We start from the raw sequence: 26,756 nt of genomic DNA on the forward strand, positions 1-26,756 counted from the left end.
CGTCCCTGGGAGACAAAAAAAGCGGTGAATCTTCTGGGATTCATTGTTATTTTTCGAGCGGTTCAGGCCAGTCTCAGACTGGAAAGTGACCGAACAGACCGAACACTCACAGCGGTCTCTCAACCCTGATAGCTTGGTCGCATCACTGCATTGGCCCAGCGATGTTTGAACGCTTTACCGAGAAGGCCATCAAGGTGATCATGCTGGCCCAGGAAGAGGCCCGCAGGCTTGGTCACAACTTCGTTGGCACCGAGCAAATCCTCCTCGGCCTGATCGGCGAGGGAACGGGCGTTGCCGCCAAGGTACTCAAATCCATGGGGGTCAACCTCAAGGATGCTCGAGTTGAAGTTGAAAAAATTATCGGTCGTGGTTCCGGCTTCGTTGCCGTCGAGATCCCATTTACGCCTCGAGCCAAGCGGGTGCTGGAGCTATCTCTGGAAGAGGCTCGCCAGCTTGGTCACAATTACATCGGCACAGAGCACCTGCTGCTCGGTCTGATCCGTGAAGGCGAAGGTGTCGCTGCCCGCGTGCTTGAGAACCTCGGTGTCGACCTGGCCAAGGTCCGCACCCAAGTCATCCGCATGCTTGGTGAAACCGCTGAAGTTTCTGCCGGAGGCGGTGGCGGCGGTGGAAAGGGATCAACCAAAACTCCCACACTCGACGAATTCGGTAACAACCTCACCCAGCTCGCCACCGAAGCGAAGCTCGACCCTGTCGTGGGTCGTCACAACGAAATCGATCGCGTCATCCAGATTCTGGGTCGCCGCACCAAGAACAACCCTGTGTTGATCGGCGAGCCGGGTGTCGGTAAGACCGCCATCGCTGAGGGCCTGGCCCAGCGGATTCAGCAGGGCGACATTCCAGACATTCTCGAAGACAAGCGTGTCCTCACTCTTGACATAGGCCTGCTCGTTGCCGGGACCAAGTACCGAGGTGAGTTCGAAGAGCGCCTCAAAAAGATCATGGAGGAGATCAAGTCGGCCGGGAACGTGATCCTCGTGATCGACGAGGTGCACACCCTGATCGGTGCCGGTGCTGCTGAGGGGGCGATCGACGCCGCCAACATCCTCAAGCCGGCCCTCGCCCGCGGCGAACTCCAGTGCATCGGCGCCACCACCCTGGATGAGTACCGCAAGCACATCGAACGGGATGCTGCCCTAGAGCGCCGTTTCCAGCCGGTGAATGTGGGCGAGCCATCCATCGACGACACCATCGAAATCCTGCGTGGCCTTCGCGAGCGTTACGAGCAGCACCACCGCCTCAAGATCACCGACGACGCCCTTGTTGCGGCTGCAACCCTCGGTGATCGCTATATCTCGGATCGCTTCCTTCCAGACAAGGCCATCGACCTAATCGACGAAGCCGGTTCCCGGGTGCGTCTGCTCAATTCGAAGCTGCCCCCCGCGGCCAAGGAAGTTGACAAAGAACTGCGTTTGGTGCAAAAGGAAAAGGAGGATGCCGTCCGCGATCAGGACTTCACCAAGGCCGGTGAACTGCGCGAAAAGGAAGTGGAACTGCGTGAGCAGATCCGTTCTCTGCTTCAGACCAACAAGGAAGAGGCCAAAACCGACGCCATCTCTGAAACCGATGAAACGGCTGTTACCGAGGCGGCTACCTCTGACAGCTCACCGATGGTGAACGAGGAGGACATCGCCCAGATCGTGGCTTCCTGGACCGGTGTTCCGGTGCAGAAGCTCACCGAGAGCGAGTCGGTCAAGCTTCTCAACATGGAGGAAACTCTCCACCAGCGTCTGATCGGTCAGGACGAAGCCGTCAAGGCGGTGTCCAAGGCTATCCGCCGTGCCCGGGTCGGCTTGAAGAACCCCAATCGGCCGATCGCCAGCTTCATCTTTTCTGGTCCTACCGGTGTCGGTAAAACCGAGCTCACCAAAGCTCTGGCCACCTACTTCTTCGGCAGCGAGGAGGCGATGATCCGCCTCGACATGTCGGAATTCATGGAGCGCCACACGGTCAGCAAGCTGATCGGCTCGCCTCCGGGTTATGTGGGCTTCAACGAAGGCGGTCAGCTCACCGAGGCCGTGCGTCGCCGGCCTTACACCGTTGTGCTCTTCGACGAAATCGAAAAGGCGCACCCCGATGTGTTCAACCTGCTGCTGCAACTCCTGGAAGATGGTCGTCTGACAGACTCCAAAGGCCGCACAGTCGACTTCAAGAACACTCTGATAATCATGACCTCGAACATCGGTTCGAAGGTGATCGAGAAGGGTGGCGGCGGCCTCGGTTTCGAGTTCTCCGGTGAAAGCGCTGAGGAGTCTCAATACACCCGGATCCGTTCCCTGGTGAATGAGGAACTCAAGCAGTACTTCCGGCCTGAATTCCTCAACCGTCTCGACGAGATCATTGTCTTCCGTCAGCTCAACCGCGATGAGGTCAAGGAGATTGCCGAGATCATGCTCAAGGAGGTCTTTGGCCGCATGGGCGAGAAGGGCATCACCCTCACGGTGTCCGATGCGTTCAAGGAGCGCCTAGTGGAGGAGGGCTACAACCCCGCCTATGGCGCACGTCCGCTGCGTCGGGCCGTCATGCGTCTTCTCGAGGATTCCCTCGCCGAAGAAGTGCTGTCGGGTCGGATCAAGGACGGCGACCATGCCGAAGTTGATGTTGACGAAAACAAGAAGGTGGTGGTCCGCCATAAAGGTCAGGTGGATACGGCACCGCAACTTGCCGGCGCCAGCGTCTAATGGTTCGATCCGTCTCGTCCCACTCCATTGCCCCCGCAAGCGTTTTGCGGGGGGATGGGGCCTGGGATGAGTCCTTGCTTCAGATCAAATGTCTCTGCTCACGCCCGTTGGTGCTGGGTCGCAGTTCCTGTACGGCTGAGCAGCGTCAGCGTTTGGTGGTGGATCTCCAGGGCCAAGGGCTCCTCCCCGTTCAGGCTCAGCTCCAGTTTGACTGCTGTGAGCAGGATCTCCACAAATTGGCTTTTGAAGCCCAGGGCTGCGACGCCGTTCTGGCCGCTGGAGGTGGAAAAGTGCTGGACGCCGGCAAGTTGCTGGCCCATCGCCTATCCCTTCCCTGCATCACCGTTCCACTGAGCGCCTCCACCTGTGCCGGTTGGACAGCTCTCTCCAACATCTATTCCTCTCAGGGTGCTTTCGAAGGGGATGTGGCCCTCGATCGCTGCCCCGATCTTCTTGTCTTTGATCACGGCTTTGTGCGTCAGGCGCCACCGCGCACTTTGGCCAGTGGTGTCGCTGATGCTCTGGCCAAGTGGTACGAAGCCTCAGTGAGCAGCGGCAGTAGCAGCGATGGTCTGGTTCAGCAGGCAGTGCAGATGGCGCGGGTGCTGCGGGATCAATTGCTGATCGACGGTCCTACTGCGCTTGAGGATCCAGACAGTGAAGCCTGGGTGCGCACTGCCGAAGCCTGTGCTCTCACCGCAGGGGTGATGGGGGGACTTGGTGGTGCCCGTTGCCGCACGGTTGCGGCTCATGCCGTTCACAATGGCCTTACCCAGCTGGAGGCCTGTCACCAAATTCTCCATGGCGAGAAGGTGGGCTTCGGGATTCTTGTGCAGCTTCGATTAGAGGAACGTCTGGGCTGTAACCGGCTTGCAGCTCAGGCGCATCGCCAGCTGCTGCCGTTGCTGCGGCAGCTCGGTCTGCCCGTCAGCCTTGATGATCTTGGTCTGGCGCAGGCCAGCCTCAGTGAGTTGCAGGAGGTGTGTCGTTTCGCCTGCCGCGATGGTTCCGATCTGCATCACTTGCCCTTCGCTGTGACGCCTGGTGCTTTGCTGGAGGCCCTTGTGGGTGCTGCGGAACTCAGCCCCATCAACCTTTGAAGACGCTTCTGGATCAATTGCGGCCGGCTCTGCTTGACCCGCAGGCCGAGTCCCTAGCTGCTCAAGTGCAGTGGTGGAATTTGTCTGGCTTGGGTGTCGATGATCCCTTCCCGGTGGCGGTGGTCGGCCGGGGCTCTCCGTTGTTGCTGCTGCATGGTTTCGACAGCAGTTTTCTCGAATACCGGCGTCTGGCTCCCCTCCTGGCTGATCGCTTTCAGATGTTCATCCCCGACCTGTTCGGTTTTGGCTTTTCGCCGCGTCCCCTTGGCCTGACCTACGGGCCAGAGGCTGTGTTGCGGCATCTCGATGCCCTGCTGGAGCGGCTTCCCACAGATGCTCCAGTGGGCCTGATCGGTGCTTCGATGGGAGGCTCCGTGGCCGTGGAGGTGGCCCGGCGTAAACCCGAGCGCGTGGCTTCTCTGCTGCTGCTGGCTCCAGCCGGTCTCACGGGGCGTCCGATGCCCGTGCCGCCTCTGCTGGATCGTGTTGGTGCCTGGTTTCTGGGTCGTCCTGGCGTGCGGCGGGGGCTGTGTCGCCAGGCCTTCGCCGACCCAGATGCGGATGTGGGAGCTCCGGAAGAGCAAATCGCCTCGTTGCATCTGCAATGCCCCAGTTGGGCGGAGGCGTTGGCGGCCTTCGCCCGCAGCGGCGGTTTTGCTGGATCTGGCGACCCCTTGCCTTCCCAACCACTGCACGTGATCTGGGGTGACAATGATCGGATTCTGCGTGCTCCGCAGAAACAGGCGCTTCAGGCCTTGCTGGATCAGCCTGTGGAGACCTTCCCCTCCTGCGGCCACCTTCCCCATATCGATCAGCCCCGCAAGGTGGCTGACCGTTGTCATGCGCTGTTGACCCATGGCTGATCCCGTTCTCAAGGTGCTGGCAGGGGCGCTGCGCCTTTGGATTCGCAGCCAATGCGACAGCCTCGCCAGCCTCGAGCTGGTCCTGAACGGTTCCACCTGGTCTTTGCTGCGGGGGCGTCTGGATGGCGTAACCCTCAAGGCGAGGAATGTCTGTTTTCAGGGGCTGCCCTTGCAGAGCGTGGAGTTGTGCAGCGGTCCGATTGCGGTGGACATGAAGCTGCTGAGTCCCGGTCAGATGTTGGCCCTTCAGCAGCCGTTCAAGGTGGAGGGAGAGGTGAGCATCAACGGCCGTCAGCTCAACAGCGCTCTGCTGGCCGAACCCTGGCGCTGGCTCGGGGACTGGATGGCTGAGCAGCTGATGGGCCTCAGCCCGTTGGGGGCTCTGCACATTGATGCGGATCTGCTCGAGTTGCAGGTGCCCGTCGCTGCTCATCAAGACCCTGCTCGCCGTCGCTTCCGCCTAAATGCTGAGCAGGGAACGTTGTGCTTCCGGCCGGAGACCGCCGATGAACCGTGCACCCTGCTTCCGATGGATCCGGCCATTCGGATCGTGCACGTGCAGCTGGCGAGTGGTCAGTTGGCCCTCAAAGGTCAGGCCAGCGTCACCCCGTAGCGCTGGTTATGGGGCCAACAGCGGTTGGCACAGCGCGATCGCGTAAAAAACTACCGCTGGGGTGAACAAATAGCTGTCGATCCGGTCCAGGATTCCGCCATGGCCGGGCAGCACGTCACCGGAATCCTTCACGCCTGCATCGCGTTTCATCATCGATTCGGTCAGGTCTCCCACCAGTGCGAACAGAGCGATCAATGCGCCCAGCAGCAGGCCCGGCAGGCCATGCAGGGCCCAGCCCATTAGCTGCCCGCAGACCAGGCCGATCAGCATGGCTGAGATGAATCCACCGATCGCCCCTTCGATGGTTTTTCCGGGGGAGATCGGTGAGAGGGGCCGTCGCCCGTAGCGGCGTCCCACGGCCCAGGAGCCGATGTCGGTGGCGACGATCATCAAGCAGGCCGACAGCGTGATCTCTAGACCGTTGTCCAAACCGCGCAGTCTCAGCCAGTGGCTGGGCAAAAAACCCAGGTAGAACAACCCGAAGATCGATGCCGCAACGTCGGCGATGGAACCCGTTACCGGTTGCAGCAGCAGCCAACCGCAAATGGCGGCTCCAGAGAGGGGCAAGACAGCATGGGCCACATCAGCGGGGAGCCCGCCCTGGATCGCCCACTGGGTGGTGAACAGCAGCAGTTGGCAGGCCACCAAGGTGGTTTTGGTGGCGGGGCGAATTCCCTTGAATTGCGCCATCCGGAAGAACTCGAGCAGGCCAAGGTGCACCACTCCCCCAAGGGCGGCGGTGAACCACCACCCCCCCAGGCTCACCACCAGCAGGCCAAAGCCGCCTACACCGAGGCCACTGATCAACCGTTTGCGCAGCGCTGCTGGGGCCGCTGGTGCTTGGCTCTGATCGAGGACAACCTCACGTATCACGTTGATTGGAGGCTTCCTCAAGTCACCCTATCAATCGCCCTTGAAGAGGATCTCGAGCTTCACCGTCACCTCTTCCTCCTGCATCATTTTGAGTTGGGATGCGGCTCCATGGGCCAGATCGATCACCCGGTGGTATCTGAACGGACCACGGTCATTGATTCTCACCACCACACTTCGGCCATTGCTCAGATTGGTGACGCGCACCTTGGTGCCAAAGGGGAGTGTGCGATGGGCCGCCGTCAGCGTGCCCTGCGGAAGCGCTCATCATTGGCAGTTGTGCGGCCGTAGAACCCCGGGCCATACCAGCTCGCGGCTCCCTGAGCCACCTCGATCAGCTTGCTTGGAATGGCTGAGTCGGTCGCCATCGGTTTTGGAGGAGGGGCCGGTAGGGGGCTGACCGGGGCGGCCTCCTGGATCACTGTCGTTTCTTCGCTCGCCCGGATAGCCCTAATCACGAACTCTTCGCTCCTTGGACTGGCCCCAACAGAGGAGGCCAGCATCAGCGCCAATAGCAGCGATGTCAGAGGTTTCATCCACCGCAGCCGAATGCATGGATTGAAGCGGCTGTGGGGGTGGATTTCACACCCCGTTCACCACAGACAGCGTGTCGGGCATTCGGTCTCCCCAGAGCAGTTGCTGGCGCTCCAGCCAGCTCTGCCGCTGACGATCCAGCCGTTCGCCGGGAATCAGCAGGGGGATCCCAGGGGGGTAAGGGCACAGCAATTCAGCTGCAATGCACCCCTCTGCGCCCTTCAACGCTACCTGGTGATGCACCGCCGTCCAGGCCTGGCTTGGTGACTGTGCTGTGGTGGTGACCAGTGGCAGCGGTGGGGCTTCGAACGCTGGCAAGGGAGCGCGATCGGGGAAGCTCCGCAGCAGGTTCTGCCAGTGGTGGCGTATTTGGCGCCCCAGCCCTCTGTGGCGTGCTAGCCCCAGGCAGAAGGTGAGGGTGGCTGGTTCCGGTAATTCGCCCACCAGCCCGCGTGGCAGAAACCAATCGTCGGCATCCAGGCCGGTGATTCCCGCCTGTCCCGTGTGCAGGATTAGGCGCAGCGGATCCTGGTTGTTCAGCAGAGGCACGCCGCTGTTGCGTAGGCCCTCGCCGAGCTCTTCGGCCTCCTGCAGACGTCGCAGCAATTGCCGGCGTCCCCTGCGGCGCTGCCAGTGTTGAAGGGCTTCTTCGCAGGAGGCCAGCAGCAGCGCACTAGGGCTGGTGGTCTGCAGTAATCCCAGGCTGCGTTCCACCCGCACGGGATCCAGACGCTCCCCCTGCAGCCAGAGCACCGCCGTTTGTGCGAGAGCAGCAGCTGATTTCTGCAGGGAATGCACCACCAGATCAGCTCCGCAATGCAGGGCGCTTGGGGGGAGGGGGTGATCCACTCCTGCGGCGAAATGACAGCCGTGGGCTTCATCCACCAGCACGCAACAGCCCTGTTTCTGCAGCCGCTGAATGACCGCCCTCGGGTCATTGGCATAGCCCTGGTAGGTGGGATGCACCAGAACCGCAGCACGGATGGGTGTTCCGTCAGAGGGCAGCGCCTCCAGCACCCTTTCGATCCAAGCTGCATCTGCCGGTGCCGGCTGGCCGCGGTCGCTTTGGAAGGGGAGATCGAACAGGACCGGCCGCAGGTCGCCAAGAACGCAGGCCTGAATCAGGCTGCGATGGACATTGCGGGGCAGCAGGACCCGCTCTCCTGGCCGGACCATGGCCAGCAGTGCAGCTTGCAGCAACCCCGTGGCCCCGTTCACCCCATACCAGCAGCGCGCCACACCCATCTGTGCAGCGGCGGAGCGTTGGCTTGCTGCGATGGCGCCGTCAGCTTCCAGCGGACCGCCAAGGGCTGGCAGTTCCGGCAGGTCCCAGATGCCAGCTCGGCGGCGCAGCAATTGACGGAGTCCATCCGGAAGGGCAGCCCCCCGTCCATGGGCCGGCAGAAACAGGGGCTGACCGATTCGACGGGTGAGCTGGGGCAGAAGCGCCATCGAATCCGTCTGATCTCCTTAAAGTCTCCCTCTGTACTAATCGCGTTGCGATGCGTTACGACCCCGGGCGGGATCTGGGCTGGTTACTGCTGCGTCCCTGGGTTGCCATCCCGCGCCTAGTGCATGTGCTGTGGTCCTTGGCGGGGCTTGTGCTGGTCTTGCTGCTGCGTGGAGGCAGCAGTGACCCCGCCGTTCAGCAGGGGCTGGCGCGTCGCATTCTCAACACCCTGACGGGGTTGGGGCCCTGCTTCATCAAGCTGGGGCAGGCCCTCTCCACCCGACCGGATCTGGTGCGTCGGGATTGGCTGGAAGAACTGACGCGCCTGCAGGACGATCTGCCGGCCTTCCCCCATGCCATCGCCCTGGCCTGCATCCGAGAGGAACTCGGTGCTCCGGCCGAGGAGTTGTTTGAGGAGTTCCCCGACACGCCGATCGCCGCCGCCAGTCTTGGCCAGGTTTACAAAGCCCGTCTGCAGGGCCAGCACTGGGTTGCGGTGAAAGTGCAGCGCCCCAATCTCACCTTCATTCTGCGACGGGATCTGGTATTGATCCGGGCTCTGGGGGTGATGACGGCGCCGCTGCTGCCGCTCAACCTTGGTTTCGGTCTAGGCGGAATCATTGATGAGTTTGGCCGCAGCCTGTTTGAGGAGATCGATTACGGCCTGGAAGCGGCCAATGCCGAGCGGTTCTCGACTCTTTTCGCGGACAACGATGCGGTCTACATCCCGAAGGTGGAGCGGATGCTCAGCTCCACTCGAGTGTTGACCACCACCTGGATCGATGGCGCCAAGATGCGCAACAGCGAAGAGCTGCGCTCTCAGAGTCTTGATCCAACGGCGTTGATCCGCACCGGCGTGATCTGCGGCCTACAGCAACTGTTGGAGTTCGGCTATTTCCACGCCGATCCTCACCCCGGTAACCTCTTCGCCCTACCCGGTCGCACCGGCGATCTTGGCCATGTGGGTTATGTCGACTTCGGGATGATGGACTCCATCAGCGACAGCGACCGGCTCACCCTCACTGGTGCTGTGGTGCACCTGATCAATGGTGATTTCTCCGAGTTGGCCAAGGACTTCCAATCCCTCGGTTTTCTCAGCCCTGCGGCCGATCTCACACAGATCATTCCTGCTCTCGAGGAGGTGCTCGGCGGCAGTCTCGGCGACTCGGTTGGATCGTTCAACTTCAAGGCGATCACCGATCGTTTTTCGGAGCTGATGTTTGATTACCCCTTCCGGGTGCCGGCTCGCTTCGCCCTGATCATCCGTGCCGTAGTTAGCCAGGAAGGTCTTGCTCTGCGGCTCGATCCGAACTTCCGGATCATTGCTGTGGCCTATCCCTATGTGGCCCGTCGACTGTTGGCGGGAGACACCAGCGAGATGCGCGAGAAGCTGCTGGAGGTGATCTTTGATGAATCAGGCCGCCTGCGCCTGGATCGGCTGGAAAGTCTGTTGGATGTGGTGGGTCAGGACGCTCCCGCTCCCGGCAAGGAACTGATCCCTGTGGCCGGGGCAGGACTGCGGCTTTTGTTCAGCCGAGATGGTGCTGACCTGCGCAAGCGGCTGCTTATGACCCTGATCCGTGACGATCGTCTGCACACTGACGACGTGCGTGCACTGGTCGGACTGCTCGGACGCACCTTCGGCCCTCGGCGTTTGGCCGGTGGGCTGTTGAGGGGTCTCAATCCCCTGGCGGCAGCGTGATGCTGAGATCACGACTCCAGCGAGATTGCCGAACTCACCGCTAAGGTCTCAGATCTTTGAGATCGGCTTCGATGCCTGAGGAGATCAGCGCCCAGGAGCTTGAGCAGCTGCTCCAGATGATGACCCTGCCCCAGCCCCCCTACCTGCTGGCTGGCATTGGTCTGTTGATGGGTGTGCTCTGCGGCCTGACCTTCGGTCGTCAGGTGCAGAACAAGTTGGATGGCTGGAAGCAAGACCGGCTCCCGCTTTTGCCACTGGGGACAGCCGAGATCAACCTCAGCTATGCCGGCACCCTCATCGGGGTGACTTTGTTCATCGGCTGCTGTCTTCAGATCTTCGGATTTGCCGCAGGCGCTGCCCTGCTGGTTGCACTGCTGCTATCGCTGCTGACCGGTGGAGCTTTGTTTTCTCAACTCGAGCGCCTGATGCAGCAGGTTGAAGCTGGCAAGTTCAAAGCGGTTGACTTCGACAACTTCGACGAATTCTTTTGAGCTTCGTCTCAACGGAGCGTTTCGTTCGTGATTTGAGCCCTTAAGCGAAGCCGGTGTTCTGCCAGAAAGAGAGTGGCTGCTATTCACAATGAGTTTCAATCACTTTTGCCAGACGTGACAACCCTGTCTGCGGCTGTTTCCAAAAGTCGTCTCCTCGTGGTGGAAGACGACGACAGTATTCGGGAAACAGTTGGAGAGGCATTGCTTGGGGAGGGTTTCGAGGTTCACACCTGCGCCGATGGCGCCTCAGCCCTCAGCCTGATCACGGCTGACAGTTCAGACCAGTTGGATCTGATCGTGCTCGATCTGATGCTCCCGGGTTTGGGGGGGCTTGATCTTTGTCGTGAGCTCCGTCGCATCAACAACACCACCCCGATCCTGGTTATCAGTGCCCGTGACAGTGAGACCGATCGGGTGCTGGGGCTGGAGGTGGGTGCCGATGATTACCTGGTGAAACCCTTTGGGCTACGCGAGCTGGTGGCACGCTGCAGGGCCTTACTGCGGCGTGCCCGTCAGACGGAAAGGTCGTCGTACGAACCGAAATCCCTCAGTCACGCCAACCTTTGCCTGTTTCCCAGTGAATGCAGAGTCACCCGGGATGGCACGGACCTCACCCTCTCCCCCAAGGAATACAAGATCCTCGAGCTGTTCATTCAGAACCCCAAGCGCGTCTGGAGTCGCGATCAGCTGTTGGAGAAAATCTGGGGTGTCGACTTCATCGGTGACACCAAAACCGTGGATGTTCACATCCGCTGGCTGCGGGAAAAGGTTGAGCAGGAGCCCTCATCTCCTCAATTGATCCGTACGGTTCGCGGCTTCGGGTATCGCTTCGACTGAGGGCGCTGTGTTGATCTCTGCCGCACTTGGCTTTGCAGCTGGCATCGGAATCACGCTTCTGCTGCAGCGTCGACGCCGTGCCCTGGTGTCCAAGGATCGCTTCATCGTCTTGAACGCTCCCCAGCTGCTGGCCTGGATTGATGCGGCCACCCAGGGCTGGATAATCCTGGCCCCGGATCACTCCATTGCCTACATCAACGATCGGGCCGAACGGCTGCTGCACATCCCTTCCAATCGCCTGGTTCGTGGCATGAAGTTCAGGGATGTCCTCGACATTCCTGCCTTGGAGGAGTTGATCTTCAGCAACCGCTATCAACTTCGTCCCCAGCGTTGTGAATGGGATCAACAGGGGACCCCGCTGGAGGCCGTTGTTCTGCTGGGCATTGATGAATGCAGGCTGGTGCTGATCCAGAGCCGTCATTCCCTCGAAGCCCAGCAACAGCAACAGGAGCGTTGGGTGAGTGATGTGGCCCATGAGCTCAAGACTCCCCTAACGGCCCTGATGCTGGTGAGCGATCGGTTGGAACTTGCCGTCAAGGAAGAAGACACGGCTCTAGTGCAACGGCTGCAGAAGGAACTCCGGCGTCTTCAGCTACTGGTGGAAGACCTGCTGGAGCTGTCGCGGTTGGAGAACAGCCTGCCCCAGGACGACAGCGACCACGTTCCCCTCACCCTGAAGGATCTGGTGGACAGTGCCTGGGGATCCATTGGCCCGATTGCGGAGGAACGGCGAGTGACGCTACAGCTGGACCGCAGCGAATGCGGACCACTGCGTGGCGATCGGCGCCGTTTACACCGTGCGGTGCTCAATCTTCTCGATAATGCATTGCGCTACTCCCCTGAGGACAGCAGCGTTGATGTGAGTGTGCGCCAGAACGGCGGTTGGTGGTTGCTCAGCATTCGTGACCATGGCCCTGGATTCAGTGAGATCGATTTCACGCGCATGTTTCAACGCTTCTATCGAGGAGATCCTTCCCGCGCCCGTTCCAAGCGCAGCGGTAGTGGCCTTGGACTGGCCATTGTTCAGCAGATCGCCGTGAACCATGGCGGCCGCATCGAAGCCCAAAATCATCCCCTCGGCGGAGCCTGCATGGAGCTGCTGCTGCCCCGAGATCCCCTGGGATGACGCGCCAGCGCCTGCAGAAACTGATCGCTGCTGCCGGGCTCTGCTCCAGACGCCGGGCTGAGGAATGGCTGCAGGCCGGCCGTGTGACGGTGGACGGCCAGGTTGCCCGCGTTGGCGACCAGGCGGATTTGCAGCAGCAAACAATTTGTGTGGATGGTCAGCCCTTGCCTTGCCGAAGTGTGGCAAGGGTGCTGCTGATGAACAAGCCGGTGGGTGTGATCTGCAGCTGTGATGACCCGCAGGGTCGCCGCACGGTTCTTGACCTGCTGCCTATGGAGCATCGGGCTGGTCTTCACCCCGTTGGCCGCCTAGATGCCGACAGCCATGGCGCGCTTCTGCTCACCGATCTGGGTGAGCTCACCTTGAAACTCACCCACCCGCGTTACAGCCACGCGAAGATTTACCGGGTGTGGGTCAAAGGTGTGCCACCGGAGCCGGTTCTGGACCGCTGGCGTAGTGGTCTGCCCCTAGACGGGCGCTTGACCCGCCCCGCCAGGGTGCGTCGGTTGCGGGCTTGGGGTGACCGTTCGCTTCTGGAGATTGAGCTGCGGGAAGGTCGCAACCGACAGATCCGCCGGATGGCGGAAGTCCTGGGCCATCCGGTGCTGGACCTCCAGCGCACGGCGATTGCCGGGTTGCGGCTCGGTGATCTGGCCGAGGGGTGCTGGATCTGGTTGAGCGAGGGAGAATGGAAGCCCTTGCTCGAGCGGGCTGATTCGATGGATCTGCCCAAAAGCCCATGCGACTGAAGCGTCCAGGACTTTGGTTGCGACGTCCTCGTAATGGGGGCAGCCCTGATGCCGACACGGTTGAGGCCCAGGAGCAGCAGCGTCTGGATCTGGGGTTGATGCTGCTGCGGCGCCGAGAGGAACTGGGCCTCTCGCTTCGTGATCTGGCGAATGAGACCCGGATCACCACCACCGTGATTGAGGCCCTGGAGCGGGGCTGGCGTGATCCCCTGCCAGAGCGGGCCTATCTCGCCTCGATGCTCCCTCAGATCGAGCGTCGCCTGTCCCTGCCCGGTGGATGCCTCGACCCCCTGCTCCCACCGCCGGTATTGCTCCGCCGCGGACGCGCCCAAGCGGGTTTGGGCCGCTTCACCCTGGGCAACATCGATGTCTTCACCACCTGGCAGGGAACGGTCGTTTATGCGGCGGTGATCGCCTTCAGCCTGCTGGCCATCAATCGTCAACAGCAGGACCTGGCCCTGCGCAATAGCCTCAGCCTCGAGCCCATGCGTGCTGACGTTGAGGCGATCACCCGAGGCCCGAACCTTGCAGGCTCAGACGAAGCCATCGCGGCCTTGCGACCCCTGGAACAGGTCCAGCAACGCACGCTTCAGCATTGGCTTGAGCTGGTGCGGGGTGCCCTGCCGCAGTCCCAGGGTGTGCTGGAGGTTGTGGTGGCTGAGCCGAGAGAGCTGCACCTCTCCAGCGGTGGGGGAGATCGGGTCCAATTCAAGGCCAGTGCCGGCAGGTTGACGCTGCAGTTGCAGGCTCCGATTGAAGTCCGCCTGGATCCCCCGGCTGGTGCTGAGGATCAGGTGCTCTGGAACGGTGAGCCTCTGCCTGTGGATCAAGAGCGGCCGGGGATCTACCGGGTCAACAAATTGCTGGCTCCTGAGAGCGACCGTCCCCAGACTCCTCCCCTGCTCCCGTAGCCGCCAAGGGCATTCCCCAGTGCGGTATCAAAGCTGCGAAGCCTCCAGCTCCAGTTGCCTGTGCTGGTACCGGGTGTGTTGAACCTGGCCCGGTCGTCCAGGTGCATCAGGTCCTGCAGTGGGGCGATCACCAGGCCTGCGGTCGTGGCAAAAGCCATGTCGAGCAGATGCCAGGCCGGAGCCGTGATCTCGCCATTCACCCGAGCAGCGATGCGGCCCCGGCTGTCGGCATCCAAAGCGTTCCACCAGCCCAGGGTTGTGGGGTTGTCGTGGGTGCCGGTGTATACAACCCATCGATGCCCATCGGTGTTTTCCGGCAGATAGGGGTTGTCGCGCTCGCCGTCGAACGCGAATTGCAGCACTTTCATTCCTGGGAACCGGAAGGCATCGCGGAGTTCCTCCACATCCGGTGTGATCACGCCGAGATCCTCGGCAATCAAGGGGAGGGCACCACCGGCATCCCTGCAAAGTTTGCTCAGCAGGGCATGACCTGGGGAGGGCTGCCACTTTCCGTTCTCAGCGGTGGCGTCACCACCGGGGACGGCCCAGAAGGCCGCAAGGGCCCGGAAGTGATCCAAGCGCAGCAGATCCACCATCTCCCGCTGGCGCGCAATTCTTCGTCGCCACCAACTGAAGCGCGTGATCCGATGCTGTCCCCAGCGGTACACCGGCGAGCCCCACAGCTGTCCGGTTTCCGAGAAGTAATCGGGCGGCACACCGCTCTGGGTGGTGAGTTGTCCGTTCTCTTTGACTGTGAATAAGGAACGGTTGCTCCAGACATCGGCGCTGTCACTGCTTACGTAGAAGGGCAGATCGCCAAACAGCTGGATGCCCAGGTTGGCTGCTTGATGGCGGATCGCCTGCCACTGCCGATCGAGGTGCCACTGGATCAGTTTTTCGCGTAGCAGCGCGTCATGGTGTTGCTCCGCCCAAGCCCGCAGGGCTTTACTGTCGTGCCGTGCAAGGGGGAGCGGCCACTCCCACCATGCTTTGTGGTTTTGATCGTGTAGGACCTGGAAACGGGCGTGGTCATCCAACCAGGAGCGCTGCTGTTGCGTCCAGCGCTTGAAGTCGGCATGTCGCGCTGAATCCTGATCAGGCCAGGCTTCAAGCAGTGCATCCCCCAGGGCACTGGCCCGTTTCTGGGCGAGGTTGAACTCCACACGCTCCGCTCCCTCCAGCGGTGCATCAGCCCCTGGAGCGGCCCTGAGGGCTTCATCGCCGATGAACCCCTCGTTGGCCAGGTCCTGGCCGTCGAGGAACCAGGGGTTCAGGGCATTGCACGAGGGAGAGCTGTAGGGCGAGCCGGTGGGATCCGGCGGGGCCAGGGGGAGCATTTGCCAGACGCCGATGTCATGGTCGGCCAGCAGCTGGAGCCATCGGCGACAGGGCTCTCCGAAGCTTCCACAGACGGGGCTGCCCGGCAGGGCGGTGGGATGCAGCAGCACTCCGGTACTGCGCCCAGGTCCAGCCTTGGCCGGGTCAACAGTGGACTGATCCATGGGGGCCTCTTCGTCTCCCAAGGATGGCTGCTTCAGAAAAGTGCGGCATCCCCAAGATCCTGCCCAGCCATGCCCTCCCGGGCCACGCGCTCGAAGAACTGTTCCAGCGTGTCGGTTCCATAGGACGGCGTGGCATCCGCGTCGTAGCACTGCTTTTGCTCGTCCCAGACGAGCATCGATTCGCTGGCGTAATAGCGGCCGATTCGACCAAATTCCGCCGTGTCGTTGATGCCCGGGAATAGCTGAGCCAGGGCGTCCAGTAGAGCGATCGGTGCATCCATCAAGGCAATCGGCACCGACAGCATTCGTTCTGGCTTGTTCAGCGCGCGGAAGAGCATTTCTCCCTGCTGCCGGGCGCTCAGTGCTGGACCCGGCCCCCCGATGGGCAGTACTTGGTTGCGTTTGGACTCGTCATGGATGCAGTCAGCCATGAAACGGGCCAGATCTGCTTCGCTGATCGGCTTGCAGCTTGCCAGGGTTCCGCCTCCGAACATCACGTAAGGCCCACCCTTGCGGCAGCTTTCCAACTGGCCCCCCAGGCTTTTGAAGAAGGCGGTGGGGCGAACGATGGAGTGGGTCATCTCCTTGTCCGCCTGCAACGCGGCTTCGAAGGCCAGCTTCGCCTTCTGAAATTCCAGCAGTGGTTTCTGCACGCAGATGGCTGAGAGCAGCACGAAATGGGCCGCTCCGGCAGCTCGTCCTTGCTCGTAGGTGTTGAGGGTCGCTGCGTGGTCGATGGCCCAGGAATCTTTGCGGCCGCCCGTGCGCGAGGCCAGGCAGCTCACTACCACATCCGTGGGTTGATCGAAGGCCTCGGCTGAGATCGAGGCTGGATCGGTGACATCCCCGAAGCGCACCTCAGCTCCAGGGAATTCGGCGATGACTTCGTCCCTGCTTTGGCGACCACCGATGCCGCTGCGCTCGCGGGCGAAGGCGATCACCTGGTAGCCACGGTCCACCAGCTCCTTCACAATAAAGCGGCCGATGTAGCCCGTGGCTCCGAACACCACCACGCGCACCTGTTCGGGTGGTCGGCTGCGGTAGTCGTGGCGGAGGGACATCGATGACGGCTTCACGGGGCCCAGGCTAGGAACTGGAGATCTGGGCGAAACTAAGCGCCATTGCTGTTGGTCCAGCGAAATGAACTGGTTGTCGCCACCCCGAGTTCGTGGTGCGCTGCGTGTCGGTTCCGCCGTGCTGGGGATTGGTGTCACCGGGTGGTTGCTGGCGACGCTTTGGCCTGAACCCGATCGTGTTGCCGCGGGTGCTCCGCTGAGTGCGGATCAACCTGAAACTCTGGCCCCCTTCCCCGAGATCCCCGTCACGGTGTTGCTGATTGGTGTTGATGCGGATCGGCTGGGTGCGGCCTCCAATCAAGCTGCGCCCAAAGGGCCTGCCAATGCTGATGCACTTCTGTTGCTTCGCATTGCGGCCCAGGAGCCGCTTCAGGTGCTCCAGATCCCAACGGAGCTCGGCGTTCAGCTTCCTGGTGAGAAGGATCCTGGCAGCCTTGCCCATTTGTGGCGACGGGGTGGCGTCGGTCTTCTCAGCGATGCCATCCGCGACATTGTTGGCCTCCAGGAGGGTGATCCCAAGCGCTATGTGCTGATGCCCCGAGCCGCCCTTCGCCGCCTGGTGGATGGACTGGGCGAGGTGGAGGTGGTGTTGAGCGACTCCTACAAGCGCCAGGACAAGACGCAGGGCTACACCGTCCTGCTCCAGGCGGGGCGACAGCGTCTGAATGGCGCCCAGGCGGAACAGCTGGTGCGCCACCTGCCCGATCCCAAGGCTGTCTCCCAGCGTCGCCAGCGCCAAAACATCCTCGTTGAGGGTCTAGTCGAACAGGTCAAGGACCCCAGTGGCATCGCGGTGATTCCTGCGCTGGTGAACCAACTGAACATCGAGGTGGAGACCAACCTGAGTCTTTCGGAACAGCTGAGCTTGGCAGCGGCGCTCATCTCCAGCCCTGGACCCTCACGGATCAGCCGCCTGCCCCTGGCCGACCGGGCTGGTGAGCAGACCTTGCGCCAGATCAAAGCCGGTGCCAGCCGTCCCCTCTGGCCCCAGCCTTAAGCAGGGCTGCGGAGTGAAGTCTCCGGGCGAGGGCGTCGATGCATTCGGCCTGATTCGGGTGATGTTGATCGGGAATCCAGCCCAGCCAGCTGAGGCCATCCCGGCGTCGCGCTGGGCCGTTCCAGGAGCCCTGGAGCTGCACCAGGCCGAGCAGCGGTACATGGAGTTCCCGGCAGAGGGCGGCATAGGCCGCGGCTGCGCCAGGGATGGCGCCGTCGGGTTCTGCACTGGTTAGCAGCAGCACCGGCTGACGCCAGTCGGCTAGGGCCTGCAGCCAGCTGGTATCTCCTCCTGGGGTCGCTCTGGCTGCGTCACCGCTGAGCCGCACCAGCCCTGTGGCCGCCGGGTTGGTCTGCAAAATTTCAGCGGGTGAAGCACCACTTGCCACGGTGGTGAGAGTGCATCGGCAAGCCCGGGCCAGGGCTTCGCAGGCTTGACGCATTTTGAGTTCTGGAAGGGGGCCCGCACCCACCAACAGTGGGAAACCTGTGGACATGGGGGCACTACTCACCTCTACCATCGGATTACAGCAGAATTCGTTCCGCGGGCGCCGTGACCAGTTTCCTGACAGCAGCCCGTTCCGATCAGGAGCAGTTAGCCCCTGATAGTCGCCGCCTGCGTCTTTTCAGCGGCACTTCGAACCCTGCTCTAGCCAAGGAGATCTCCGCCTATCTCGGGGTGCCTGATGGTCCCCGCGTCTGCAAGCGTTTTGCGGACGGTGAGCTCTATGTGCAGATCCAGGAGTCGATCCGGGGCTGTGATGTGTTCCTGATCCAGCCCACCTGCGCGCCAGTGAACGACCACCTAATGGAGCTGCTGATCATGGTGGATGCCTGCAGACGGGCCTCCGCACGGCAGATCACCGCTGTGGTGCCTTACTACGGCTACGCCAGAGCGGATCGTAAGACCGCCGGTCGTGAATCGATCACCGCCAAACTCACGGCCAACCTGCTGGTGAAGTCCGGTGTTGACCGCGTGCTGGCGATGGACCTGCACTCCGCCCAGATTCAGGGCTACTTCGATATCCCCTGCGATCACATCTACGGATCCCCCGTGTTGGTGGACTACCTCTCCACGCAGGACCTTGGAGATGTGGTCGTGGTGTCTCCTGACGTGGGGGGTGTGGCGCGGGCCCGGGCGTTTGCCAAGCAGATGAACGATGCTCCGCTGGCCATCATCGACAAGCGCCGCACCGGTCACAACATGGCTGAAAGCCTCACGGTGATTGGTGATGTGGCGGGGCGGACGGCGATCCTGATCGACGACATGATCGACACCGGCGGCACGATCTGTGCGGGTGCACGGTTGCTACGGGAGCAAGGGGCCAAACGGGTTCTGGCCTGCGCCACCCATGCCGTGTTCTCTCCCCCCGCCAGCGAACGTCTGTCCTCCGAGGGGCTGTTTGAGCAGGTCGTGGTGACCAACAGTATTCCGATCACGCAGGATCGGGTCTTCCCTCAGCTGAAGGTGCTCTCCGTGGCCAACATGTTGGGGGAGGCCATCTGGCGCATCCATGAAGAGAGCTCCGTGAGCTCGATGTTCCGCTAATCACTGGCTTGCGGGCCATGGACTGTTGAATGAGCGGGCTTGGTTCGGCTTGATTACGGTTGATCCGAGTCATCGTTGGGGCCCGGTGCTTCAACGGCGTTGTCTCAGCGGTGGAGGCCTCTAATTGGTTGTGCTCTGGCCAGCCTGATGGCGGGGCTCCCAGCCCCTCTGATGGCAGAGTCTCGAGTGGGTCGTCTGCTCCGGAACCGCAGCACCATGGGGGTGTGGCTGACCAACAGCCCCAGTCCGCTCTATTACGACCGGAAGCGCATCAGCGCTGCAATGCAGCAGCTGCAGGATGCGGGGTTCAATCGCGTTGTGCCCAATGTCTGGAGCCGAGGCACCACGTTCCATCGCAGCCGCTTCGCTCCCGTGGAGCCACCGCTGCAGAAGGCTGGGATTGGTCTTGATCCCGTCTGCACCCTGGCCGAGGAAGGTCGGCGCCGCGGCATCAAGGTGATGCCCTGGTTTGAGTACGGCCTGATGGAGCCGGCCGATTCATCCGTTGTGCGCGATAACCCCAGCTGGGTCTTGGCCAAAGCCAATGGCCAGCGTTGGATGAAGATGCACGGCAACCATCGGATGGCTTGGCTCAATTCAGCCCATCCGGAGGTTCGTGCCCGCTTCATCGGGTTGGTGGTGGAAACCTTGAAGCGCTGTCCAATGGATGGCCTGCAACTGGACGATCACTTCGCCTGGCCGGTTGAGTTCGGTTATGACCCCACCACCGTGGCGCTGTACGAGCAGGAGACGGGATTTGCACCTCCTCGGGATCACAGCAATCGACAGTGGATGAAATGGCGCCGCAATCAACTCACGTCTCTCTTGCGTGAGTTGCGGCAACGTCTCAAGCAGGAGCGCCTCTCCACCAGAATTAGCCTTTCTCCAGGCCCCTTCCGTTCGGCCTACAACCTCTGGCTGCAGGATTGGGAGCTCTGGGCTTTGGGCGGGTTGATTGAAGAGTTGGTGGTGCAGAACTATGCCTATTCCGTTCAAGGATTCGCCAAGGACTTGGATCAGCCGGCTCTGCGCAAAGCCCGCGACTGGGGCATTCCCTCGCAGATTGGCGTGTTGGCAGGATTCGGCAGACGCACCACCTCGATGGCTGTTCTAGAACAAAAGGTTCGCCTGGCACGCCAGCGCGGTCATGGCGTGATCTTCTTCTACTGGGAAGGGCTATGGGGCAAGCATGTGGCGGAGCGGTATCGAGATCCTCGTCGCGCAGCATTCACTCGACTTGCATCTGATTGACCAGCAGATGTTGCTTGACACTATTTTTGGATTGCATGAAACAGTTCACCGAAACCAGTTTCGAACCCTATGACCGTCACCACTACCGCGTGTGGTTGAGCGATGGATCGTTCAAGGATGTCGAGAGCTATGACGAAGCGCAGCGTGTTTGGTATTCCAGTAAGACAAGGCCAAAGACAATAGACGTGATGCAACCGAAGCGAAGAAAGAGTTCTAAAGGCTTTTGAGGATTTTGATGAACTTGCTGTTAATTAGTCAAGTTTCGATCGATTCACTTGGCTGCAGTGAGCTGTCCGGGTGAACCGCATTAAAAATGCAATCTCGCTAAGATGTTCATCCTCAATTACCTGCTTGGCCCTTTTTGCTCATGATTGATATATTCCACATCAGTTTTTTCGGAACAGCTATTTAGCATTCGATAACCATGAAGCTATGGGATTTTGAATGATGAATCAGTTTGAGCTCAACCAGCTTCGCTCCAAGCTTCGCCGGCTCGATCTCGATGATCAGTTTATCGAGCGGTACATCGATAAGCTAATCAAAAACAAAGAACCGTTCGGTACGGCATCGAAGGCTATTGATCGTTGGGAAAAGAAAGATTCAGGCCAATTTGTTCTTCAAGCACTCGCTTGTGGCTTGATTGCTGCCCTGGCCGGTGGTTGGTTTGCCGTTGTTCAGTAGCGCGGTGGATGGAGCCATGAGCGAAGCAAGCTTGATTGCCCTGTTCAGCGTGGGGATGGCGTCGACCTCGACAGTTTTGTTCCTGGCCTTTCGACGTACTTACCGCCTGGAGCAAGAGCGCACATTGATGCGGAGAATGAGGCGACGCCTTGATCGGATGTTCTTAAATCAAAAGCCATAAATCAGGCCTTTCAATCACTTTTGCTCTGCGGTGTTGGCCTTGTAGGTGAACAGAAGTGCCAAGCACAATGTTCCGATCAGTGGACCCGGGGGTAGGTCAATAGCAATCGCCAGCATCATCCCGCCGCCACACAGAAGCAGGCCCGTGCTCGCGCTGCGCAGCATGAGTTCTTTCAGGCTTCGGCTGCGTTCCACGTGCATCAGCACCGGAGCGCAAAGCAGGCCAATGACCAGAATTACGCCCACGGCAGTGATGGCGCTGATCACCACGAGGGCAGTGATCAGGCTGCAGATCAGCCGAATCAAGAGCACCGGTCGTTTGGCGATGGCTGCTCCCTCGGGGTCGATGCCAACGAACACCAGGTCGCGGTAGCCCCACACCAACATTGCCAATAGGGCACTGGCTGAGATGGTTGTACGCAGTAGATCTGTTGTGGTGCCAGCCAGCAGATCACCGAACAGAATTGTCTCTAGGTCCACCCGTGCCTCCAGCAGGGGCACCAACAGCACGCCTAGGGCGGTGAAGCCTGCCAGCACGGTGTTCATAGCGCCCTCTTCCCTGCCCTTGAAGCGCCGGTTCAAGCGTTCAGCCACCAGGGCGCCCAGCAGTCCACTGATCAGGCCGCCGATGCTTGGGTCGATACCGATAGCCAGGGCGACTACCAAGCCGGGAAGAACGGAATGGGCCATCAGGTTGGCCAGCAACACCCTGCGTTGGGTGATCAGCAACGCTCCAGTTGCTGGACAGATTGCTCCGATCAACAGAGAGATCATCAGAGGCAGAAGCCACCAGATGTCGGGTTCAGCCACAGCAGTGGCTCCCCATCATGCAAGTAAGGTCGCTCAGTTTTTCTCGAACCATGTTGGGTGATCCGTTGGCCAGGATTTGGCCGTCCATCACAACAACCTGGTCGTAGCTGTCGAGGGCGCTGCCCCAGTCGTGGCTGCTCACCAGCAGCGTCTGACCTGCTTCCGCTTGATCCCGCATCACCTTGAGTAGATGGCCTCGCGTCGGTGGATCGATGGCGCTGCAGGGTTCATCCAGCAGCAGGATTTCGGTTTGCTGCATCAATCCTCTGGCCAGCAGGACGCGTTGTTGCTGGCCGCCGGAGAGCTGGTTGAGGCGTCGTGATCCCATGTCTCCCATGCCGACGCGTTCCAGCAGCTGTTCGCAGTGGTCCGCTGCTGTGGCTTTGCCCTTTTTGGGAGTACCCAGCTGAACCATGTCGCGGGCGGTGATCGGAAACGACCAATCAATGGCTGCCCGTTGGGGCATTAGGCCGATTGGCTTGCTGGTGTTGACCGTTCCTTGGCTGGGTTTCAGTCGCCCTTCGATCAGATGCAACAGCGTTGACTTGCCGGCTCCGTTGGGCCCCACTAGCGCCGTCAGTGTTCCCTCTTGGAGTTGCAGGTTGACGCGGTCGACGGTGTTGCGACCTCCATAGCTAAAGCACAGCTCTGTTGTGCTCAGCACGCACGACGAATGGCTCATCAACTCTTCGGTGGCCGGACTTGGGCCTCTTGAGGTTTTGCACACCCCATGTTGGCGAGTGATCAAGTGCTCAGCAAAATGATAATCATTCTCACCAAGACGTCCATGCGTCCTGTTTTGGCACGATCGGCGGGGGTTAGTTTTGCTCTAGCCCTTGGAGCTGCCCTTGTTCCGGCTCATGCGGCTCAACCTGTGGTGGTGGCCGTCGACGGCACGCTGTGTGATCTCACCAAGACCCTGGCTGCGGGTGCCGCCTCGGTCACGTGCCTGATCCCCCCTGGTGGTGATCCCCACTCCTATCGCTTGAAGCCCAGTGATCGCAGTCAGATCGCCAAGAGTGATCTGGTTTTTCACATTGGTTTTGGGCTGACCCCGTCCGCCAAAAAGCTCAAGTCACCAGGAACGGTGGTGGCCGTCGGTGAAGTCGCCCTGCCGTCCTATGGCGGCAGCGACCCCCATGTCTGGCACGACCCGGCCAATTCCGCTGCGATCGTGCGGGTCATCTCAAGTTCTCTGGCCCCCGTTCTGCCGGCCAGTGATCGTGCGGCATTGCAGCAACGCACGGCGCGTGCTTTGGAAGTTTTCCAAGCTCTTCAAGCCTGGGGAGCCAATCAGTTCAGCTCTTTGCCCTCCGCGCAGCGAGTCATGGTTACCGATCACAAGACCTACAGCCATCTCGCAGATCGATTCGGAATGGTCGAGATTGCGATGTTGGATAGCCACACAACCGGTGGTGTTCTGCGGCCCTCCAGTCTCAAAACTATCACCAAAGAAGTAAAAGAATCAGGGGCCAAAACAATTTTTTCTCCTGCGGCATTGGCCAACAAAACTCTGAAGCGTATTAGCAAGAGCACTGGTTTGCCGATTTGGACAACACCGCTCTACGGAGAAGGAATTGCTGCTGGTCGCAATGCTGTTTCGACGGCGACGCTTAATGTTTGCACTATTGTTAATGGTCAGGGTGGTTCCTGTGATATCTCAGGTGCTAACTCGTTGAACTCTCAATGGTCATCTATTCGTTGACCAAGCCTAAGTTCAAATTCCACGTTCAATTTTTTCTATTTCATGTTCCGTTCTCGTCTTCTTCTTCTGACTCTATTTCTGAGTCCTGTTGCGTCCATGGCTCCAGTTCATGCGCACGGTTCACATGGAGGTGGTGCCGAATTGAAGGCTGGTGAATTCGATTTCACTCCCCTTATTACAGTTGAGGGGCATGCTGGATTTGACGATAATCTTGAAAATCCAGAAAAGCATTATGCGGCTGACTTTTTGATTGGCGGCGAATTTGCTTGGGGCCTTGGCGATGGAAAGCAATTTTCTTTGGCTGCTTTCGTAGGGCCAACTTTGACCAGAGGTGGCGCAGAGCATTTTTATGGAGAAATCCATGCGCACGCAGAGGAAGAGGGGCACGAGCACGAGGAAAGCGAAGGTCATCCAACTCGTGAAAGAGTTGATTTCAAGGCTTTCTTAGAGGCTAGATACAAACACTCAGATAGGTTCAATATTCAGGCATATTGGAATCCATACATTGTCACAAGTGATGAGTTGGAATTCCATGCTGACGAAAATGAATGGGAAAAGTTTGAGTCAAAAGGTGTTAAGAATGAGTTGGGTGCCAAAGTGAATTATGCTTTTGGAGATGGCGATGTTGATTTTGGTCTAGGGGATTCCTTGTCTGATTTGATTGATGGAACTTATCTTTCAGTAGATCATCGACAAGGTTGGGGCGTAGATGGTGTTTATATTGGGAACTATACAGATCCCCGCGTTGGAGTTAGCTTTAATTATGGTGAAACATCTTTTCAGATAGAAGCAGGTCCTCGTTTTTACACCCCAGGAAGCTACGCAAGTGATCTAGATTCGCGAACTGATTTTGCTGGTGAGATAATGATATCAAGGCCTGTCAGCGACAAAGTTGATTTCTTTGCGCATTGGAAGGTTGTGTATACATGGGAGGATGTTGAAGGCTGGGGAGATGGCTACCAGCACCATGTAGGTACTGGTATTACCTATAAGTTGTGAGTTGATTGCAACTTTGGCCTCTCCGGTTGTATCGGAGAGGTTTTTTATTGTTTTGCTTTTGACGGTGATCAGGGGCTGTTGTTCAGCCTGCAGAAAGCCACTGCGCTTCACTAACAGGCGTGTTGATCACCTTGATGAGCTTCAAGCTGTCGCCATCGATCAGGCCAGCTCGGGCATGGGTTCGGTTCGGTCGCGTCAGCGTCATCAACAGCTGGTTGGTCACAGGGTTCCACTGGATGGGGCTGCCCGCCTTGAGCGTCCATGGCTCCAGGGCCCTACGTTTTGTCACCTCTCCCGCGTCGCTGAAAAGCACCAGTTCGTGATTGCCCCGTTGCTGCTTCCAGCGCCCCAGCACGGCCCAGATTTGTGTACCGCGGTTATTGCAGGCGACCCCCAGCACCGCCTGATCACCGAGGTGCAATTGCTTCGGCGCTTGCCCAGGAACCACTAGCTCGATCGAGCGCCTGTAATCCGGCCAGTGCCGGATCAGCACGGCCCGTCCTGAGGCACCGCAGAAGGCCCCCACCTCCCTGCTCCCCGGCAGCATCTGCGGCTTTTGCTCAGTTGCTTGCAGGGGGCGGAGGCTCAGGCCGTTGTAGGTGGGCATCACCACGCCTCCTCCAGCCGGCAGCAACTGCATCGGCCCGGATGGTTTCAGATCAAGAGCCTTCCGTTTGCCATCGGCCTGTAGCAAAAGGGCCTTGTCGCTGCCTGGCTGGAAGCCACCGCTCTGTACCAGCAGATCACCGTTGAGATTACTGCTGAGATGGGCGAAGAGCACCTCCCCTTTCAACAGCGGTTCCGTGCGGCTCAGCGTCGGCGGCCCCAATGCCGCCAGGCTTTTGGCGGTGCTCATGGGCGTCAGTTGGTCCCACCAGACTTGTTCGGTGCCGTTCTGATCGCTTCCCACCAGCGCAATACCTCGACCATTTCCCAGGGGCACGACGCTGGGGATTGCGGGCCAGACCCGACTGATCGGCATCCACTTTCCCGATCGCGCCTGCAGTTGAACCTGCTCGCCTCCCGGCACGGGGCGCGTCGCGATGAGCCAGGGTCTCGGGTCCCACCACCATTGCTGCGGCTCCAGCTGCAGACCGCGTTGGTCCGCCCCTGTGATCGATAGCTCGAGCGGACCCGTGAGCATTACATCCGCATCGATCACCATCCGCAGTGGTGTCGTCTCCCCAAGCCACTGATGGGGCACGGCCGGAGTGATTCGGGTGGCCTCGCTGACCCGGGGGCGATCCATCGGGCGACTGAACTGCAGATCCAGAGCTGCGCTGCCGCTTTGCACCTGCTGGGGCACCAGGCGCAGCATCCGGGGAGGCTGTCGTAACAGCAGTTGTTGCTGCGCCAGAACAGCGGCGCAGGCCATCAGCATCAGCAGCAAGAACCGCCGCGTCATGGTTCCAGGGGGCGCTTGGGCCTGGCAATTGGCGTGATGTTTTGGGGGATCACGACGGGGATGCGCCGTTCGTTGCGTGTTTGCACGCTCATCATTCCCTCGATGGCCAACCACTGGTTGGTTTTGGGGCTGAACGACTCCGGCCACTCCACCGCCAGGCCAGCGGGCGTGGCGTCGGCCAGGCAACAGCGCACCGTGAGCCGGGCGATCAGCGGCGGGCCCTGGGGTTGCCTCCAGACAAAACCGCTGATGCGCACAGGATTGCCGGCCACAAGATCAGGGTCGGGCTGGCTGCGCAGCAAGCGTACCCATTCCGTGAGGCTGCGTTGTTCGGGGGGTAGAACAAAGGCCAATTCCGGTGGATCGGGCAGGCCCTGGGGGCGGTTGCTGGCCAGATCGCTGAAGGAGGGGCTCGGCGGAAGTATCAGCACCAGCGCAGCCATCATGCCGCTGAGCAGCCAGGGCCAGCGCCAGCCCTCGTTTTGTTTCTCTCTTTTCAGCAGAAGGGCCACGCCCAGCATCAGCAAGACCAGGCCGGTGACCCCCACCAGGCCATGGAAACCCCCCCGCAGCAGCAGATCGAGCCGACCGCTGTGGAAGCTCCACAACAGCGTCAGGCCCCAGAGCAGCAGCAGGGTTCCGCGCTTCAACACG

At 60.4% G+C, this 26,756-nt stretch carries 28 protein-coding genes; 16 read left to right on the top strand and 12 right to left on the bottom strand.

Annotated features, from left to right (window positions below):
• The first annotated feature begins 161 nt into the window (after nt 1–161).
• From FZX09_RS01470 to FZX09_RS01485, 4 genes are read left to right on the top strand one after another with little or no spacing between them, the layout of a single operon-like run.
• Nucleotides 162–2,702, top strand: coding sequence for an ATP-dependent Clp protease ATP-binding subunit (locus tag FZX09_RS01470; protein ID WP_226399321.1), 2,541 nt, complete (start codon nt 162–164; stop codon nt 2,700–2,702).
• Nucleotides 2,702–3,802: an iron-containing alcohol dehydrogenase family protein gene (locus FZX09_RS01475; RefSeq protein ID WP_226399322.1), complete on the top strand. Its 1,101-nt coding sequence runs from the start codon at nt 2,702–2,704 to the stop codon at nt 3,800–3,802. The genes FZX09_RS01470 and FZX09_RS01475 overlap by 1 nt, the downstream gene beginning before the upstream one ends.
• Nucleotides 3,799–4,665, top strand: a complete 867-nt coding sequence (locus FZX09_RS01480; protein WP_226399323.1) for an alpha/beta fold hydrolase — start codon at nt 3,799–3,801, stop codon at nt 4,663–4,665. Before FZX09_RS01475 ends, FZX09_RS01480 begins: the two co-directional genes overlap by 4 nt.
• Entirely contained in the window at nt 4,658–5,278 is a 621-nt protein-coding gene (locus tag FZX09_RS01485) for an LmeA family phospholipid-binding protein (protein ID WP_226399326.1), read from the top strand. The genes FZX09_RS01480 and FZX09_RS01485 overlap by 8 nt, the downstream gene beginning before the upstream one ends.
• 6 nt (nt 5,279–5,284) lie before the next feature.
• Here FZX09_RS01485 and FZX09_RS01490 read toward each other — a convergent pair whose 3' ends face one another.
• From FZX09_RS01490 to FZX09_RS01500, 4 genes are read right to left on the bottom strand one after another with little or no spacing between them, the layout of a single operon-like run.
• Nucleotides 5,285–6,151, bottom strand: coding sequence for a phosphatidate cytidylyltransferase (locus FZX09_RS01490; protein ID WP_226399328.1), 867 nt, complete (start codon nt 6,149–6,151; stop codon nt 5,285–5,287).
• Between the two features lie 30 nt (nt 6,152–6,181).
• Entirely contained in the window at nt 6,182–6,355 is a 174-nt protein-coding gene (locus FZX09_RS11990) for a septal ring lytic transglycosylase RlpA family protein (protein WP_370624146.1), read from the bottom strand.
• Between the two features lie 35 nt (nt 6,356–6,390).
• On the bottom strand, nt 6,391–6,684 hold the full coding sequence (locus FZX09_RS11995) for a hypothetical protein (RefSeq protein ID WP_370624147.1): 294 nt from the start codon (nt 6,682–6,684) through the stop codon (nt 6,391–6,393).
• A gap of 46 nt (nt 6,685–6,730) precedes the next feature.
• On the bottom strand, nt 6,731–8,134 hold the full coding sequence (locus FZX09_RS01500; protein WP_226399330.1) for a lysine decarboxylase: 1,404 nt from the start codon (nt 8,132–8,134) through the stop codon (nt 6,731–6,733).
• Nucleotides 8,135–8,184: 50 nt separating this feature from the next.
• Between FZX09_RS01500 and FZX09_RS01505 the strand changes: the two genes are divergently transcribed.
• The 6 genes from FZX09_RS01505 to FZX09_RS01530 all read left to right on the top strand — a co-directional run bounded on the left by FZX09_RS01505 (nt 8,185) and on the right by FZX09_RS01530 (nt 13,948).
• A complete protein-coding gene (locus tag FZX09_RS01505; RefSeq protein WP_226399332.1) occupies nt 8,185–9,834 on the top strand; it encodes an AarF/ABC1/UbiB kinase family protein in 1,650 nt (549 codons plus the stop codon).
• Between the two features lie 71 nt (nt 9,835–9,905).
• The gene (locus FZX09_RS01510; RefSeq protein WP_226399334.1) at nt 9,906–10,325 is read left to right on the top strand and encodes a hypothetical protein; all 420 of its coding nucleotides are present in this window, start codon (nt 9,906–9,908) and stop codon (nt 10,323–10,325) included.
• A 123-nt stretch (nt 10,326–10,448) separates the two neighbouring features.
• A complete protein-coding gene (locus FZX09_RS01515; protein ID WP_370624176.1) occupies nt 10,449–11,162 on the top strand; it encodes a response regulator transcription factor in 714 nt (237 codons plus the stop codon).
• Nucleotides 11,163–11,169: 7 nt separating this feature from the next.
• Nucleotides 11,170–12,288: a HAMP domain-containing sensor histidine kinase gene (locus tag FZX09_RS01520; RefSeq protein ID WP_226399338.1), complete on the top strand. Its 1,119-nt coding sequence runs from the start codon at nt 11,170–11,172 to the stop codon at nt 12,286–12,288.
• Complete coding sequence (locus FZX09_RS01525) at nt 12,285–13,037, top strand: pseudouridine synthase (RefSeq protein ID WP_226399340.1); 753 nt, start codon at nt 12,285–12,287, stop codon at nt 13,035–13,037. Before FZX09_RS01520 ends, FZX09_RS01525 begins: the two co-directional genes overlap by 4 nt.
• Entirely contained in the window at nt 13,028–13,948 is a 921-nt protein-coding gene (locus FZX09_RS01530; protein WP_226399342.1) for a RodZ family helix-turn-helix domain-containing protein, read from the top strand. Before FZX09_RS01525 ends, FZX09_RS01530 begins: the two co-directional genes overlap by 10 nt.
• Here the strand turns inward: FZX09_RS01530 and malQ are convergent.
• Entirely contained in the window at nt 13,882–15,450 is a 1,569-nt protein-coding gene (gene malQ, locus FZX09_RS01535; RefSeq protein WP_226399344.1) for a 4-alpha-glucanotransferase, read from the bottom strand. The two genes, FZX09_RS01530 and malQ, sit on opposite strands and share 67 nt — an antisense overlap.
• A gap of 32 nt (nt 15,451–15,482) precedes the next feature.
• Nucleotides 15,483–16,511, bottom strand: coding sequence for an NAD(P)-dependent oxidoreductase (locus tag FZX09_RS01540; RefSeq protein WP_226399346.1), 1,029 nt, complete (start codon nt 16,509–16,511; stop codon nt 15,483–15,485).
• A gap of 79 nt (nt 16,512–16,590) precedes the next feature.
• Here FZX09_RS01540 and FZX09_RS01545 point away from each other — a divergent pair, with 79 nt between their 5' ends.
• Entirely contained in the window at nt 16,591–17,523 is a 933-nt protein-coding gene (locus FZX09_RS01545; RefSeq protein ID WP_226399348.1) for an LCP family protein, read from the top strand.
• Here the strand turns inward: FZX09_RS01545 and FZX09_RS01550 are convergent.
• Nucleotides 17,483–18,019, bottom strand: coding sequence for a hypothetical protein (locus FZX09_RS01550; protein ID WP_226399350.1), 537 nt, complete (start codon nt 18,017–18,019; stop codon nt 17,483–17,485). The two genes, FZX09_RS01545 and FZX09_RS01550, sit on opposite strands and share 41 nt — an antisense overlap.
• A 56-nt stretch (nt 18,020–18,075) precedes the next feature.
• Between FZX09_RS01550 and FZX09_RS01555 the strand changes: the two genes are divergently transcribed.
• The 3 genes from FZX09_RS01555 (at nt 18,076) to FZX09_RS01565 (ending at nt 21,003) form a co-directional block, all read left to right on the top strand.
• A complete protein-coding gene (locus tag FZX09_RS01555) occupies nt 18,076–19,071 on the top strand; it encodes a ribose-phosphate pyrophosphokinase (RefSeq protein ID WP_226399352.1) in 996 nt (331 codons plus the stop codon).
• Nucleotides 19,072–19,218: 147 nt separating this feature from the next.
• Complete coding sequence (locus tag FZX09_RS01560; RefSeq protein ID WP_226399354.1) at nt 19,219–20,322, top strand: glycoside hydrolase family 10 protein; 1,104 nt, start codon at nt 19,219–19,221, stop codon at nt 20,320–20,322.
• Between the two features lie 447 nt (nt 20,323–20,769).
• Nucleotides 20,770–21,003, top strand: coding sequence for a hypothetical protein (locus FZX09_RS01565; protein ID WP_226399356.1), 234 nt, complete (start codon nt 20,770–20,772; stop codon nt 21,001–21,003).
• 195 nt (nt 21,004–21,198) lie between these two features.
• On the opposite strand, the gene FZX09_RS01570 is transcribed toward FZX09_RS01565, so the two are convergent.
• The 3 genes from FZX09_RS01570 to FZX09_RS12000 form a co-directional block, all read right to left on the bottom strand.
• Nucleotides 21,199–21,993 (bottom strand): metal ABC transporter permease, encoded by a 795-nt coding sequence (locus FZX09_RS01570; protein ID WP_226399358.1) that lies wholly within the window; start codon nt 21,991–21,993, stop codon nt 21,199–21,201.
• On the bottom strand, nt 21,986–22,675 hold the full coding sequence (locus tag FZX09_RS01575) for a metal ABC transporter ATP-binding protein (protein ID WP_226399360.1): 690 nt from the start codon (nt 22,673–22,675) through the stop codon (nt 21,986–21,988). The genes FZX09_RS01570 and FZX09_RS01575 overlap by 8 nt, the downstream gene beginning before the upstream one ends.
• Nucleotides 22,676–22,822: 147 nt before the next feature.
• A complete protein-coding gene (locus FZX09_RS12000; protein ID WP_226400380.1) occupies nt 22,823–22,969 on the bottom strand; it encodes a hypothetical protein in 147 nt (48 codons plus the stop codon).
• On the opposite strand from FZX09_RS12000, the gene FZX09_RS01585 reads away from it, so the two are divergent.
• Both FZX09_RS01585 and FZX09_RS01590 read left to right on the top strand, forming a co-directional pair.
• The gene (locus tag FZX09_RS01585) at nt 22,913–23,698 is read left to right on the top strand and encodes a metal ABC transporter substrate-binding protein (RefSeq protein WP_226400322.1); all 786 of its coding nucleotides are present in this window, start codon (nt 22,913–22,915) and stop codon (nt 23,696–23,698) included. The two genes, FZX09_RS12000 and FZX09_RS01585, sit on opposite strands and share 57 nt — an antisense overlap.
• A 96-nt stretch (nt 23,699–23,794) precedes the next feature.
• Nucleotides 23,795–24,697, top strand: coding sequence for a hypothetical protein (locus tag FZX09_RS01590; protein ID WP_226399362.1), 903 nt, complete (start codon nt 23,795–23,797; stop codon nt 24,695–24,697).
• Nucleotides 24,698–24,779: 82 nt separating this feature from the next.
• Here the strand turns inward: FZX09_RS01590 and FZX09_RS01595 are convergent, their stop codons facing one another.
• Together FZX09_RS01595 and FZX09_RS01600 are read right to left on the bottom strand one after the other, a co-directional pair.
• Entirely contained in the window at nt 24,780–26,102 is a 1,323-nt protein-coding gene (locus FZX09_RS01595; protein ID WP_226399364.1) for a hypothetical protein, read from the bottom strand.
• The gene (locus FZX09_RS01600) at nt 26,099–26,752 is read right to left on the bottom strand and encodes a TIGR03943 family protein (protein WP_226399366.1); all 654 of its coding nucleotides are present in this window, start codon (nt 26,750–26,752) and stop codon (nt 26,099–26,101) included. Before FZX09_RS01600 ends, FZX09_RS01595 begins: the two co-directional genes overlap by 4 nt.
• Nucleotides 26,753–26,756: the final 4 nt, after the last annotated feature.

The organism is Synechococcus sp. MU1643, assembly GCF_020514095.1.
Classification (GTDB): Bacteria; Cyanobacteriota; Cyanobacteriia; order PCC-6307; family Cyanobiaceae; genus Parasynechococcus.